13 protein-coding genes and 1 riboswitch are annotated in these 15,372 nt (G+C 37.1%); of the genes, 12 read left to right on the top strand and 1 reads right to left on the bottom strand.

What is annotated here, in order from left to right; translation table 11 throughout:
• Positions 1–31: 31 nt before the first annotated feature.
• Positions 32–201, bottom strand: a riboswitch (M-box (ykoK) riboswitch).
• 432 nt (positions 202–633) lie between these two features.
• On the top strand, positions 634–2,298 hold the full coding sequence (gene alsS, locus AC4BB5_RS11415) for an acetolactate synthase AlsS (RefSeq protein ID WP_490456249.1): 1,665 nt from the start codon (positions 634–636) through the stop codon (positions 2,296–2,298).
• A 13-nt stretch (positions 2,299–2,311) separates the two neighbouring features.
• Entirely contained in the window at positions 2,312–3,025 is a 714-nt protein-coding gene (gene budA / locus AC4BB5_RS11410) for an acetolactate decarboxylase (protein WP_490456248.1), read from the top strand.
• 42 nt (positions 3,026–3,067) lie between these two features.
• Here budA and rnhC read toward each other — a convergent pair whose 3' ends face one another.
• Complete coding sequence (rnhC, locus tag AC4BB5_RS11405; protein WP_490456247.1) at positions 3,068–3,997, bottom strand: ribonuclease HIII; 930 nt, start codon at positions 3,995–3,997, stop codon at positions 3,068–3,070.
• A 381-nt stretch (positions 3,998–4,378) separates the two neighbouring features.
• Between rnhC and AC4BB5_RS11400 the strand changes: the two genes are divergently transcribed.
• The 10 genes from AC4BB5_RS11400 to truB all read left to right on the top strand — a co-directional run bounded on the left by AC4BB5_RS11400 (position 4,379) and on the right by truB (position 15,360).
• Complete coding sequence (locus AC4BB5_RS11400; RefSeq protein ID WP_490456246.1) at positions 4,379–5,761, top strand: nucleotide sugar dehydrogenase; 1,383 nt, start codon at positions 4,379–4,381, stop codon at positions 5,759–5,761.
• Positions 5,761–7,050, top strand: a complete 1,290-nt coding sequence (locus tag AC4BB5_RS11395) for a glycosyltransferase (protein ID WP_490456245.1) — start codon at positions 5,761–5,763, stop codon at positions 7,048–7,050. Before AC4BB5_RS11400 ends, AC4BB5_RS11395 begins: the two co-directional genes overlap by 1 nt.
• A 316-nt stretch (positions 7,051–7,366) precedes the next feature.
• Positions 7,367–7,840, top strand: a complete 474-nt coding sequence (gene rimP, locus AC4BB5_RS11390; protein ID WP_010760992.1) for a ribosome maturation factor RimP — start codon at positions 7,367–7,369, stop codon at positions 7,838–7,840.
• 124 nt (positions 7,841–7,964) lie between these two features.
• A complete protein-coding gene (gene nusA / locus AC4BB5_RS11385; RefSeq protein WP_490456244.1) occupies positions 7,965–9,137 on the top strand; it encodes a transcription termination factor NusA in 1,173 nt (390 codons plus the stop codon).
• 18 nt (positions 9,138–9,155) lie between these two features.
• Positions 9,156–9,452 (top strand): RNase P modulator RnpM, encoded by a 297-nt coding sequence (rnpM, locus tag AC4BB5_RS11380; protein WP_490456243.1) that lies wholly within the window; start codon positions 9,156–9,158, stop codon positions 9,450–9,452.
• The gene (locus AC4BB5_RS11375) at positions 9,445–9,747 is read left to right on the top strand and encodes a YlxQ-related RNA-binding protein (protein ID WP_490456242.1); all 303 of its coding nucleotides are present in this window, start codon (positions 9,445–9,447) and stop codon (positions 9,745–9,747) included. Before rnpM ends, AC4BB5_RS11375 begins: the two co-directional genes overlap by 8 nt.
• Before the next feature lie 12 nt (positions 9,748–9,759).
• A complete protein-coding gene (gene infB / locus AC4BB5_RS11370) occupies positions 9,760–12,336 on the top strand; it encodes a translation initiation factor IF-2 (RefSeq protein WP_490456241.1) in 2,577 nt (858 codons plus the stop codon).
• A gap of 33 nt (positions 12,337–12,369) precedes the next feature.
• Positions 12,370–12,720: a 30S ribosome-binding factor RbfA gene (gene rbfA / locus AC4BB5_RS11365; RefSeq protein WP_025870867.1), complete on the top strand. Its 351-nt coding sequence runs from the start codon at positions 12,370–12,372 to the stop codon at positions 12,718–12,720.
• Between the two features lie 292 nt (positions 12,721–13,012).
• The gene (locus AC4BB5_RS11360; RefSeq protein ID WP_490456240.1) at positions 13,013–14,269 is read left to right on the top strand and encodes a PcsB-like coiled-coil domain-containing protein; all 1,257 of its coding nucleotides are present in this window, start codon (positions 13,013–13,015) and stop codon (positions 14,267–14,269) included.
• A gap of 170 nt (positions 14,270–14,439) precedes the next feature.
• Entirely contained in the window at positions 14,440–15,360 is a 921-nt protein-coding gene (truB, locus tag AC4BB5_RS11355; protein ID WP_490456239.1) for a tRNA pseudouridine(55) synthase TruB, read from the top strand.
• Positions 15,361–15,372: the final 12 nt, after the last annotated feature.

Raw genomic sequence — 15,372 nt, 5'->3', positions numbered from 1 at the left:
GGGGGATTGATTTCAGCACAAATAGAGCTTCTCATCATTCTCATCGTTGAGTTTTAGCACTATGAAACGTAAAAAGCAGAGCTTTTAGCTACTTTGTGAAAAGCCTTAATTCGACAATTCCTGTCCTACCCATTACTGTCTTTCGACATTTTTGAGCAGTAGCCTGTGTTTCCATAGGAGCCTCACCTAACAAGTTATTTTGATCGCCCTAAATATAGTGAATATAGCTAGTAAAGTCAACTAGGTAAGTATTAAATTTTTTATAATAAAAGTAACTGTTTTTGAACTAGTATGGAACAGATCATAGAAAATGTTGCCCTCGTATCCAAATGACATACATCTTTTCTTTAACTTTTCTTAAGCTTATACAGAAAAAAGACAGAATAAATAAAAATTGACAGAAGATTCGAGATAACATTTGATAGATGAAACTAGATTTTTTTAGTCAGCAGTTTTATTTTATGTTTAGCAAACAAATCATTAAACAAATAAAAGATCAAGTGCTATAATAGGTGATGTAACAGGTTTGAAATCTGTACTATAAAAATAGGATAATTTATATGATTAGTTATTTTGTTCTTTTTAATAAAGGGTTTTTCGGTATGTAACAGCATTTTAAAAGAAGTGTAACAGATGGCGGAGAAAAGCAGGAATGGCGCTGAAGTGATTGTAGAAAGTTTAAAAAACCATCATGTCGACTATGTTTTTGGGATTCCGGGAGCGAAAATTGACGGTTTGTTTAATGCACTAGTCGATGATGGACCAGAATTGATTGTCACACGTCATGAACAAAATGCAGCCTTTATGGCAGCGGCTGTCGGGCGGTTGACTGGAAATCCCGGTGTAGTAGTTGCTACAAGTGGTCCAGGGGCAAGTAATCTAGCAACAGGTTTAGTCACAGCGACAGCAGAAGGAGATCCTGTATTGGCAATAGGCGGTCAAGTGAAGCGTAGAGACTTATTGAAATTAACCCACCAAAGTATGAATAACGCTGCTTTGTTTGAACCAATTACTAAGTACAGTGCAGAAATTCAAGATCCAGAGACGATTTCGGAAGTTTTAGCAAATGCTTATCGATTGGCGAAGTCCTCCAAAAAAGGAGCTAGTTTTATTAGTATTCCTCAAGATGTCGTGGATGGTCCAGTAGAATCTGCTAGTATCAACCCTTTAAATGATCCTAAAATTGGTTCGGCTTCATCTGACGATATTCAGCATCTTTCAAAACTAATTCAAGCAGCAGAGTTGCCTGTCCTGCTAATTGGGATGAGAGCCTCTACCGAAAAAGAAGCTAAAGCGATTCGTGAAATTGTAGCGAAAACTGAAATTCCAGTTGTTGAAACATTTCAAGCAGCTGGGGTTATCTCTAGAGAATTGGAAGGTCATTTCTTTGGACGAATCGGTTTGTTCCGTAATCAGCCAGGAGATATGTTATTAAAGCGTAGTGACTTAGTCATTGCTGTCGGCTATGATCCAATCGAATACGAGGCTAGAAATTGGAATGCCGAAGGAGAGGCTAAGATCATTGTAATTGATGATACTCCAGCTGAAATTGACCAATGTTTTCAGCCAGAACGAGAGTTGATTGGCGATATTGCAGAAACGTTATCCGTTCTTTTACCTAGTATTGAAACTAAAATATTATCAGAAAAAGCGATTGACTATTTAAATACATTACAGGAACGATTAGTAAAACGAGATGACGTGAAGGAGGGAGTCAATAATGGTTTGATTCATCCTTTGGAGGTCATTGAAACACTGCAAAATATTGTAACTGACGAAATGACTGTAACTGTTGATGTAGGCAGCCATTATATTTGGATGGCTCGCCATTTTAGGAGTTATCAACCTAGACATTTACTTTTCAGTAATGGGATGCAGACTTTAGGTGTCGCACTTCCGTGGGCCATTTCAGCAGCACTTGTTCGTCCAAATACACAAATAATATCAGTGTCTGGTGATGGAGGCTTTTTGTTTTCAGCACAAGACCTTGAAACAGCTGTACGCAAAAAATTGAATATCATACATTTGATTTGGAATGATGGACGATATAATATGGTCGAATTTCAAGAGCAATTAAAATATCATCGGATCTCAGGTGTTGATTTTGGTCCAGTTGATTTTGTGAAATACGCAGAAGCTTTTGGTGCGAAAGGTTTAAGAGCCGAGAATGCGCAAGAGTTAAGAGCGGCTATTTTAAAAGGAATTGAAACCGAAGGTCCAGTAGTAATTGATATTCCTATCGACTACAAAGACAATGAGCAGCTCGGAGAAACAATTTTGCCAGATCAGTTCTATTAGAAGGGTGATAACGATGACGAAAGAGACAGTCTTATATCAGCATGGGACATTAGGTGCTTTAATGGCAGGTTTAATGGATGGTACCGAAACGATCGCTAATATTTTGAAAAAAGGCGATTTCGGGATTGGTACATTGTCTGGTTTAGATGGTGAATTGATTATTTTAAATGGGAAAGCCTATCAAGGCAGAGAAGATGGAGCTTTAATTGTAATAGATGAGAAACAGGAAACACCCTATGCTGCCGTGACTACTTTTAAACCAGTCATTACTGTTGCTGTGGATCATGTTACAAATAATATGAAAATCAAAACACTGATCCGTGAATATTTAAAGAGTGAGAATCTTTTTCATGCAATTAAAATCTATGGGAAGTTCAAAAAAGTTCATATCCGTGCAATGCCTAAACAAGAAAAACCATACAAACGCTTAGTTGAAGTATCCAAAGAGCAACCTGAGTTTATTAAAGATGATGTTATGGGAACGATTGTTGGATTTTTTACTCCAGAATTATTTCAAGGTGTTGCAGCCGCAGATTTTCATTTGCATTTTATTGATGATGAACAAACATTTGGCGGACATTTAATGGATTTTGAATTGGTGTCTGGGATCATAGAAATTGAACCAATGGATTCTTTATTACAACATTTCCCTAAAAATGATGAAACATTTATTCATACAGCAATCGATTATGCTGATTTAGATAAAGAAATTCAAGAAGCTGAATAGCAAAATGCCTAAGACAGGTCTGGTCGCTGTCTTAGGCATTTTTTATTTTGACGCAATTTTTTTCGCTTTTTCGGTGTTTGCAAAATGAAGTTTTACATATTTACTCAGTAATTCCATTCCGCCTTTAGCCAAAACTTTTGCGGCAACTTTATCGGAGGTGGTTCCAGCTCCGGAAGGAACCTTCAGACCTAATTCTTCAGATTCTTTATCTAGTTCTTCTAAAAAGGCTGCTCTACTGATAATCGAAGCCGCAGCAACTGCAACGTGATATTGTTCGCCTTTCGTGACGAAGGACAATTTTTCACTGACCTGATTTTGTTCGCTTCGTACGTATTTTTTGTAATTTGCTTCCGGCGTAAACTGATCGATTAAAATCGCTTCAGGTTTGATTGGTGTAATGTCATTTAATAGCAAATAAATCGCTTGGTTATGCAGTGCAACTTTCATATGAACAGCGTTGTACTTAGGTTGGATCTGATTGTATTTTTCTGGTTCGACAATCAATAATTTATATGGGATCAATTCTTTGATTACTTTTGAAAGTTGTATGATCTGAGGATCAGTAAGTTCCTTAGAATCTCTCACACCAAGGGCTTTCAATTTTGTGACCATGTTTTTATCCACATAAGCTGCACAAACTGTAACGGGACCGAAATAACTACCGTTACCAACTTCATCACTACCTAAGACAGAAAGTTGACTGAAATTGGCTGGGAGTGAGCTTGTCTTTTTTGAGGTAGCAGATTTTGTTCCTTTACTTTGGGTTGGTTTTCCCCATTTAGCAGCAATATTTTCTGCATCAGGACCTTGAAATACAACTTTTCCAGAAGTGTAGGCCGTGATTGTTGTATTGCCAACTTTAGCAACAAATTCAGAATAAGGAACATTCCTATTCAAAAGATTTCTCTCGTAGAATGATTTCATTTTTTTTATTGTATCTTTGGTTCCTTTGATTACTTGTATTTGAGACATATGTGTGCTCCTTTCGAATCTTCTTATCTATAGTAAAGCAAAAGAATGAAAAAGTGAAGTGAGGATATAGAAGGGGGCTTCTCTCGGGCTCTATTCATCCCCTTTCAGGGGAGTGATAGATCATTAGTAATAACTAAATTAATTCGTTGGATGAATATATTCTTTTCAAAAGAATAAGATTATATAATGTTTTTGTAAAAATATATATACATTTGTTATAAATAAAGTATAATGATGATGTTGTTAAGATATATTGTCTATATATTTAAAATTATAGCAATAACGTCAAAATAAGAAAGGAGATATTAAGTAGAAGAAAGTTAGTGTTTTTATTTCAAAAGAGAGCATTTCTAAAACAGAAATGAAAGGGGTTGTTGTTCAATGGTAAAAATAAATGATACAGTGAAAAGTTCTTTATTAGAAAAAATTGGAAATAAGAAAGCGAAAGTAGGTATTATCGGTTTAGGTTATGTGGGTTTGCCACTTGCGATGGAATTTGTTGCTACAGGATTTGAGGTTATAGGAATCGATACTGATCCAGATAAAGTTTCTAATTTAAACAGTGGAAAATCGCATATTTTAGATGTTTCAGATTCTAGCATATTAGAAGGTTTATCCAGAGGTAATTTTAGAGCAACGACAGATTTTGGTATTATTTCATCATTAGATACTGTAAGTGTTTGCGTGCCGACTCCACTTAATGAAAATCAAGAACCTGATACGGGATTCTTAACGTTTACAGCAGAAAAACTAGAACGCTATATGGAAAATCCTCTATTGATAGTGTTGGAAAGTACAACCTATCCAGGTACAACGCGTGAACTATTTGCCGAGCGCTTTGATGATGCAAGTAAACATGTAGATAAAGATTATTTTCTGTGTTTTTCTCCAGAACGGGTTGATCCAGGTAATGCGAAGTTTCAAACTAAGAATATTCCTAAAGTGATTGGTGGATTAACTAATGAAAGTTCTGAACTAGGAGAAGCCTTGTATGATGCCATACTAGATAAAGTTGTTGTTGTGAGTTCACCAGAGACAGCAGAGATGAGTAAATTGCTTGAAAATACGTTTCGCAGTGTCAACATTGCTTTTGTCAATGAAATGGCTTTGATGTGTGAGAGAATGGATCTTGATATTTGGGAGACTATTGATGCTGCTGCAACAAAACCTTTTGGATTTATGCCTTTTTATCCAGGGGCTGGTGTTGGCGGACATTGTATTCCGCTTGATCCAATGTATTTACATTGGAAAGGAAAACAAAATAGATTTTTCAACAAATTTATTGAAACATCACAAGAAATCAATATGAATATGCCGTACCGAGTGGTAGAAAAAATTCGTGATGCTTTGAATGCTCAAGGGAAATCATTAAAAAATTCTCAAGTTTTATTGGTTGGTGTATCGTATAAACCCGATATCGATGATGTTCGTGAGTCACCAACGTTATCAGTGTATGAAATTCTAAAGGAAAACTATACAGCGTTAACAATTCTGGATCCTTTTGTTTCTTCTTTTGCCGATAAGTATGGAACAGAGGTATCCGTTATTCAAAATGATTTTTGTGATTATGCGGCATATGATTGTGTTGTTATTTTAACTAAACATAGTATCGTAGATTATGAAAGGTTACTAAAGGAAAGTAATGCGGTTGTTGACATGTGCAATATTTACAAAAGTAATCATGAAAAAGTCTTTAAAATCGGCGGTGGTCGTACGGAAGCGACTGTATTAACTAACCGTGGCGGTGTTAAGGAGAAAGTGTAATGGAAAGTAAGTTCAACCGAAGAACGCATTTGATATTATCGTGTATTACATTTATGTTATGTGCATTGTTGATTGGCTTAATTGGTTTTTGGCGAACGGGTTATATATCCAAAGCGTTTAGTATTTATGGTTGGTGTATGATTATATATTTAGTTATTAAAACGAGTCTATCGATGCTCTACAAAGTAGACGAAAGTACGCCGCCAAATTTGAAAGTAACGGTTGTCATACCAGTTTATAACGAATCTAAAGAAGCAATCTTAACGCTTCTCCAAGGCTTAACGATACAGAAATATCCAGTTGAGGAAGTTTTTATTGTCGATGATGGCAGTCCAAACTATGTTTTAGATCAAGTGATGAAACAAGCAATTGAAACATTCCCAACTGAGTTTACAAGTAAGATGCACATCCATCAATTACCCTACAACCAAGGCAAACGTTTTGCACAAGCGTATGCATTTGAAAATAGTGTAGGAGATATATTTTTTACGATGGATTCTGATGGAGAAATCTTTCCTGATACGTTATATGAATTAATGCGTCCTTTTAGTGATGAAAATGTACAAGCTGTAACTGGACACATTAACGCTAGAAATCGTAAAAGTTCGTTGCTTTCATATTTACTTGATATGAGGTATGATAATGCGTTTCGTGTAGAGAGAGCTTCACAATCAGTCACAGGTAATATTTTAGTCTGCTCAGGACCAATTAGTTGTTACCGTCGTGCTGTTGTTATGGACAATTTGAATCGTTATTTAAATCAAACTGTGTTTGGTGCCCCAGCACATGTTGGGGATGACCGATGTCTTACCAATTATGCAATCGAGCGTGGAAAGACAGTATATCAAGAGACGGCAAAATGTATAACAGATGTACCTGAAACAGTAGGTGTTTTTTTGAGACAGCAAACGAGATGGAGTAAGTCTTTTTTTAGGGAAACATTTATTTCGCTAAAGTTAATTCGGAAAAAGCCAATCGTTTTTTTATGGTCAATGACTGAGATTGTTCTTTGGGTTATTTTTTTAATCGCAATATTTTATAATATGGTGTGGTATTTTGGAAACTTGACTTGGCAAGATTGGTTGTTTTATCTGGTTCTTGCTTGTCTTTCAGCATATGCTAGAAACGTACATTACATGTTTAAACATCCGTTTTGCTATCTACTGGCTCCTCTGTATGGATTATTCCATTTTTTTACAATTCATATCGTAAGAATTATCGCATTGGCGACTCTTAAAGTAAATAAATGGGGCACTAGAGCCGATGTTATGAAAAAGGAGAGTGATTAATCATTTATATCGATAGCTTAGCTTTTTAAAAACTGTGTTTAACAAATGATAATGGTAGGAAATAGATTTTAAGGGCTAAGAATAACTGGCTTTCAAACACGTAAATTTGAGTTTTTAGAAAAACTGTGGTAGAATACATTATAAGTAATGATACTAGTTTGAGTGAGCGGATTTCTGCTCACTCTTTTTAATGGAGTAACGTAAGGGAAAAGCAAGATGAAACGTTGATTTGTCTTGCTTTTCTATGATTTAGTTGCATATATCGGCTTTTCTAAAAAACTAGTGCGTTACATAAATCTCGAAGGAGGCGAAAATTTTGAGTAGTGTTGTGGAAACTGTTACCGAGTTAGTCACACCAATCTTAGAAAAACAAAATTTTGAACTTGTAGAAGTAGAGTTTGTCAAGGAAGGAAGAGACTGGTTTCTCCGTGTCTTTATCGATAAAGAAGGCGGTATAGATATCTTAGACTGTGCACTTGTTAGTGAGCAACTAGATGAAAAGCTTGATGCTATGGATCCAGATCCGATTCCTCAGGCTTACTTTCTGGAAGTATCCTCTCCGGGAGCCGAACGTCCGTTGAAGAAAGAAAGCGATTATGAAAACGCAGTTGGAGAATACATTCATGTTTCACTGTATCAAACGATCGATGGTGAAAAACAATTTGAAGGTATCTTAAAAACAGTTGATAAAGATCAATTGACCTTGACAGTCAAAATTAAAACAAGAGTCAAAGACTATACATTCGAACGAAAAAACATTGCAAAAGCTCGTTTAGCAATTCAGTTTTAATTAAGTAAACTACCAAGCAGAACGTTCTAGTTTTGGCTTATCACGAGATGCAAGAATCGACCTGTAAATAGTCGATCAGCTCCGTTCACCTTTCATTTAGACAGTAGGAGGAAATGATAAAAAAATGAGCAAAGAAATGTTAAATGCACTAGATGCATTAGAAGCTGAAAAAGGTATTTCTAAAGAGATTGTGATTGATGCATTGGAAGCAGCATTAGTTTCCGCATATAAAAGACATTATGGGCAAGCCCAAAATGTTGAAGTAGAATTTGATGGCAAAAAAGGCAATATCCATGTATATGCTGTTAAAGAAGTAACGGAAGAAGTATTTGACTCACAACTTGAAGTATCACTGAAAGAAGCAATGGAAGTCAATAAAGCTTACGAAATGGGCGATAAAATCCGTTTTGAAGTAACGCCAAAAGATTTTGGTCGTATTGCAGCGCAAACTGCGAAACAAGTTATTTTACAACGCGTTCGTGAAGCAGAAAGAAACATTATTTACAATGAATTCAGTGCTTACGAAAATGATATTATGCAAGGAATCGTTGAAAGACAAGACCGTCGATACATCTATGTAAACTTAGGAAAGATCGAAGCTGTTTTATCGAAGCAAGATCAAATGCCAAACGAGTTTTACCAACCTCATGATCGTATTAAAGTATACGTTTCAAGAGTTGAAAATACATCAAAAGGTCCACAAGTTTTCGTGAGCCGTAGTCACCCAGATTTACTAAAGCGATTATTTGAACAAGAAATTCCGGAAGTGTATGATGGAATAGTAGAGATTGTCAGCATTGCTCGTGAAGCTGGAGACCGTTCGAAAGTTTCAGTTCGTTCAACGGACCCTAACATCGATCCTGTCGGAACCTGTGTTGGACCAAAAGGCCAACGTGTTCAAGCAATCGTGAATGAACTAAAAGGTGAAAACATGGATATTGTTGAGTGGAGTGAAGATCCTGCTGTTTTCATCAGCAACGCACTTAATCCAGCTCAAGTAGTAGATGTTATTTTCGATCCGAATAACAATAAAGCCTGTACGGTAGTTGTTCCAGATTATCAGTTGTCACTTGCTATCGGTAAAAGAGGTCAAAATGCTCGTTTAGCTGCCAAATTGACTGGCTTTAAAATCGATATCAAACCTGAATCTGAAATGGAAGCTTACTATGCAGAAAATCAAGAAACGCCCGAAGAAGAAGTGTACGATGAAGCAATCGTAGCATCTGATATGACTGCTGATGATTACGAAAATGTTGAGTTTGAAGAAAAAACAGCAGAAGACGAAGAACAAGTCTAACGATTTGGAGGGAATACAATGAAAAAAAGAAAAATCCCGATGCGTAAATCTGTTGTTTCAGGTGAAATGAAACCGAAAAAAGAATTAGTTCGAATCACGCGTTCTAAAGAAGGTCAAGTGGCGATCGATCCAACTGGTAAAATGCCAGGTCGAGGAGCATATGTTTCACTTGAGCCTAAAGAAGTTCAAGACGCTTGGGACAAACATATATTAGATCGGGTGTTGGAAACAACATTGACAGATGAGTTTTACCAAGAATTATTAGACTATGTTGAACATCAAAAAGCACGTAATGAGTTGTTTGGCAATGGATAAGGAAAAAGTATTAAATTTATTAGGTTTGGCTATGAGAGCTGGAAAACTAGTGACTGGTGAGGAATTGACCATCGGTGATATCAGAAGTAATAAAGCGAAATTTGTTTTTGTTGCTTCTGATGCTAGTGATAATACAAGAAAAAAAATAAAGGACAAATGTTCTTATTACAACGTTCCTTGCGATGAGTCGTTTTTACATTCGGAGTTAAGTCATGCGATTGGCAGAACACGTATGGTGATCGGGATCAATGATCAGGGCTTTGCAAAGAAGTTCAAGGAACTAATCAAAGGTTAGGAAGGTGATTGCATGGGTAAGAAAAGAATTTATGAATTAGCAAAAGAAATCAATCAATCAAGTAAAGATGTTGTCGAAAAAGCACATGCATTAGGCATGGATGTGAAAAATCACATGGGCGCAATTTCTTCTGAGGACGAAACAAAACTTCGTCATTCATTTGGAGGAAATAAACCTGCAAATACACAACAAAAACCTGCAGCGAAATCACAAGCAACACAAAGTGATCAAGGGCAAACAAAACCAGCAAATCCAAAACCAGCTAACCAAAATGGAAATAGACCAAACCAAAATCAACATAAATCACAACAACCAACTGGACAACAAAACCGTCCACAGCAAAATAATCAAAATCAAAATCGTCCAGCACAATCAGGACAACAAACGAATCAAAACCGTAACAACCAAAATCGAAACATGCAAGGAAGCAGCCAAAATATGACTCAAAATCGTTCAAATCAAGGACAACAAAATCGTCCGCAGCAAAACAACCAAAATCAAAACCGTCCAGCACAATCAGGACAACAAAATAATCAAAACCGTAATACACAAGGTACTACTCAAAATGCAAATCAAAACCGTCCAGCAGCGCAATCAGGGCAACAAAATCGTCCCCAACAAGGACAAAATAGCAATAGCGCACAAGGGAATCAAAACCGTAACAATACAAACTCTGGAAACCGCAACAATAGTTTCGGCGGAGGCGGCGGTCAAAATCGTAACCGTAATGGCTACAATAACCAAAACCGCAACAGATTCAACAAAAAAGGGAAAAAAGGGAAGTACCAAGAATCAACAAAACCAGCAGTGCCAGCTCGTAAATTCCGTGAATTGCCAGATGTATTAGAGTATACAGAAGGAATGAACGTAGCCGATATCGCGAAGAAAATTCACCGTGAGCCAGCTGAAATCATCAAAAAACTATTTATGATGGGCGTTATGGTCAATCAAAACCAATCACTAGATAAAGAGACGATTGAACTATTAGCCGTAGATTATGGTATGGAACCACAAGAAAAAGTTCAAGTTGATGTCGCTGATATCGATAAATTCTTTGAACCAGAAGCGTTAGTCGAAGAAAATCTTGTAACACGTCCACCAGTTGTGACGATTATGGGTCACGTTGACCATGGTAAAACAACATTGCTTGATACTTTACGTAATTCTCGAGTAACCTCAGGTGAAGCGGGTGGTATCACTCAACATATCGGTGCTTACCAAATCGATATCGATGGTAAACCAATTACGTTCTTAGACACGCCAGGACATGCTGCGTTTACAAGTATGCGTGCTCGTGGAGCGGGTATTACAGATATCACGATCTTGGTCGTTGCGGCAGACGATGGTGTAATGCCGCAAACGGTTGAAGCAATCAACCATGCGAAAGCAGCAGAAGTGCCGATTATCGTAGCAGTTAATAAAGTCGATAAACCAGGTGCTAACCCTGATCACGTAAAACAAGAATTAAGTGAACATGGCTTGATCCCAGAAGAATGGGGCGGAGATACGATTTTCGTAAACATTTCAGCGAAATTCAATCAAAACATTGACGAATTACTAGAAAATATTCTTTTGATCGCCGAAGTAGAAGATTTGAAAGCTGATCCAACCCAACGTGCAATTGGTACAGTAATCGAAGCTCGTTTGGATAAAGGAAAAGGACCAGTTGCTACATTACTTGTTCAACAAGGTTCATTACGAGTTGGAGATCCAATCGTTGTTGGGAATACCTTTGGACGTGTCCGTGTTATGACGAATGACCTTGGTCGTCGCGATAAAGCCGTAGGACCTGCAACACCAGTTGAAATCACTGGATTGAATGATGTACCTCAAGCAGGCGATCGTTTTGTTGTCTTTGAAGATGAAAAAACAGCTCGTCAAGCAGGTGAAGAACGTGGCAAACGTGCGGTTCTTGAACAACGTTCATCAAACAATCGTGTAACATTGGATAACTTGTTCGAAAGCCTAAAAGAAGGCGAATTGAAAGATGTTAACGTGATTATCAAAGCTGACGTACAAGGTACGGCAGAAGCATTAGCGGCAAGCTTACAAAAAATCGAAGTTGCAGGCGTTCGTGTGAAAATCGTTCACTCAGCTGTTGGAGCAATCAATGAAAGTGATGTAACACTTGCTGCGGCAAGTAACGCGATCATTATTGGCTTTAACGTTCGTCCTACACCACAAGCTAAGCAACAAGCAGAGCAAGAAGAAGTTGACATTCGTTTACACCGTATTATTTATAAAGCAATCGAAGAAATCGAAACAGCAATGAAAGGGATGTTAGATCCTGAATTTGAAGAGAAGATTACAGGTCAAATGACCGTTCGTGAACTTTATAAAGTATCTAAAGTTGGAACGATTGCGGGTTGTTACGTAACGGAAGGCTCTATCCGTCGTGATAGTGGCGTTCGTGTGATTCGTGATGGAATCGTGATTTTTGAAGGTAAACTAGCTAGCTTGAAACGTTTCAAAGATGACGCTAAAGAAGTCAAACTTGGCTTTGAATGTGGTGCAATGGTTGAAAACTTCAATGATCTTAAAGTGGATGATGTAATTGAAGGTTTCGTTATGGAAGAAATCAAACAATAATAACAAATAAAAGTAGAGAGAAGGAGAAACAGTATGGCAAATTATCGTGACCGTCGAGTGGGTCAAGAAATCATGCGTGAAATCAATGATATATTGAGAAAACGTGTAAGAGATCCCCGTGTGCAAGATATTACGATTACCGATGTTCGAGTAACTGGTGATCTGCAGCAAGCGACGATTTATTACAGTTTGTTATCTGATCTAGCTTCTGATCATCAAAAAGCGCAACAAGGATTAGATAAAGCCAAAGGATTGATCCGTAAAGAATTAGGTCAGCGTTTGACTTTATACAAAACGCCAGAACTAATTTTTGAAAAAGATGAATCTGTGCAATATGGGAATCATATTGATGAATTGATTCGTAAATTGAATCAAGGTGAATAGAAAAGCAACTTAATTGTAGCTATCAAAAAAGTGTGGGACAGAAGTGTTTGACTTTGGAAATATGAAGAAATTACTTCTGCTCTCCCGTTTATTTAGATTTCTTGAGACTGGGATGTGACTCGATGAGTTATGTCCTAGCCTCTTTTTCGCTTTTTTTGTAACAGAATAATTTTTTGTAACGGTATTGAAAAGAACTGTAACATTTTTATCGATTAAATAGACAGGAATTATGCTATTATTTATAGTACAAGTCTTATGACAGATACTGTTGAAGAAAAATGGAGGGTTAATAGTGAAAAAAAAGAATTTGACATTATTAATAGTTAGTATGGTTACAGTTGCAGGAACAGTGACACCGATTCATTCACTGGCAGAAACAGCTGATAAAAAAATAGAACAACAAGATAAAGAAATTTCGGCATTAAAAGAAAAACAAAAAGGTGTAGTATCCCAGATTGCTTCGTTAGAAGAGGAAATTTCTTCGATTTTTGATGAAGGCGTTGCATTGAATAAACAAAAAACAGATTTAACGAAAGAGTCTGAGCAATTAAAGAAAGATATCGCCGCTTTAGATATACGTATCAATAAACGAACAGAAGCAATTCAAAAACAAGGAAGAAATGTTCAAGTGAATGGACAAGGAACTCAAATCCTTGATATTCTTTTAAATTCAGAATCAATCACAGATGCGGTCGGTCGGGTGCAAGCTATTTCTTCAATTATGACAGCCAATAATGATTTGATTAAACAACAAAAAGAAGATAAAACACTTGTTGAAACGAAGAAAACAGATATTCAAAATAATTTAGTTGCTGTAGAAGAAGCAACAGCCCAATTAGAAAAAGAAAAAGAAAATCTTGTTGCTAAACAAGCAGATTTGAATGTTTTGAAAGCGGAAGTAGATTCTGAAACTTCTGGTGCTGAAAATTCAAAAAATAAACTCTTAAAAGAACAACAAGAAGCACTAAAATCTCAATTAGCTAATGAAACGAAAAAGAAAGAGGCTAAGAAAACTGAGACTTCTAACAAGCCGGAAAAACAATCTGCGCAAAGTGAAAGTACTAGTGAAACAACAAAAGAAACAACAACCACACCTCCTGTTGAAACGGAGGAGCCTAAAGAAACAACGCCAAGTACGCCTGAGGGAGATCATTCGGATAACCAAGGGAATATAGTAGCACCCGACAAACCTGAAAGGCCAGTGGAACCGCCAGTGACTTCAGCTGACGCAACTTTCCAAGCGCTTAATGCATTACGCACAGCGAATGGATTGAATCCAGTAAGTTGGGATGCTGGTCTTGCTGCAGCAGCTAGTGGAAGAGCAGCAATGATGCAAGATTTCCAAATACCATCAGATCATTGGAATCGTGGAGACGAAGTAATTGCATTCATGTTTGCTCCAGGAAACTCAGTCATTATGGCTTGGTACAATGAGACAAACATGGTGTCACCGTCTGGAACAGGACACCGAGACTGGGAGATGAATCCTAATATGACACGTGTGGGATTTGGCTATGCTGGTGATGTAATAGTGGGTCATTCCGCTTAATAGAATTATCAAATCCATAAACGCAAAACAAAACGGTTCGCTAGTTTTGTTTTGCGTTTTTTTGATAGAAATACTATTAATACTCAAAACCTATTTTTTAAAAATGAATTTCTATTCTCTTCTATGCTATAATAAATCAGTTGATACTTTAATTTTGGAGGAAATAGTAGATGGACGGTATTTTACCTTTATGGAAAGAAGCAGGCATGACCAGTCACGACTGCGTTTTTAAACTAAGGAAAATTTTACATACGAAAAAAATTGGTCACGGTGGTACTCTGGATCCTGATGTATCTGGTGTTTTACCTATTTGTATCGGAAAAGGGACAAAAGTGATAGAATATATGGTTGATTCAGGAAAGACATACGAGGGCGAAATAACCCTAGGTTTTTCGACAACAACAGAAGACGCTAGCGGAGAAATAGTTGAGAAGATTGCTTTATCTGCTCCTTTTTCAAATGAAGAAATCGATGCTGCAATGGAAAAGATGACAGGATCAATCACACAAATTCCGCCAATGTTTTCAGCAGTTAAAGTCAATGGTAAACGCCTTTATGAATATGCTAGAAATGGAGAAGATGTTGAACGACCAGTTAGAGAAGCGATGATTTATTCCTTTGAACGTACAACTGAACCTGAATTTCATATAGAAAATGGTACTCAGAGTTGGCGCTTTAAAGTCATCTGTGGGAAAGGGACCTATGTCAGAACGCTGTCTGTAGATACAGGTCTTGCTTTGGGCGTACCTGCACATATGTCTGATTTGACGCGTACAGCAAGTGGTGGTCTTACGGCTGAGCAAAGTCTAACCTTAGCGCAAGTCGCAGATATAATGAACCAAGATACAATCTCTGAAACGCTATTACCTATTGAAGTGGCTATTGAGCGATTTCAACGCATTGACTTATCTGAGGAGCTTTATAGTAGAGTTAAAAACGGGGTTCGGCTAAGTCTCGCTGAGTTGGCGTTAAAGGAGATGCCGCAAGATTTAGTGGCGTTATTTTACCAAGACCAAGTCGTTAGCTTGTACATGGCTCATCCAACTAAACCCAATGTATTGAAACCTAGCAAAGTGTTAAGAAATAATTAATAGAAAGAAGTT

The sequence above is a fragment of the Enterococcus sp. AMC1252 genome, from assembly GCF_058216515.1.
Note: the sequence above shows the minus strand (reverse complement) of the source record. Positions and strands in the feature narration are given on the sequence as shown.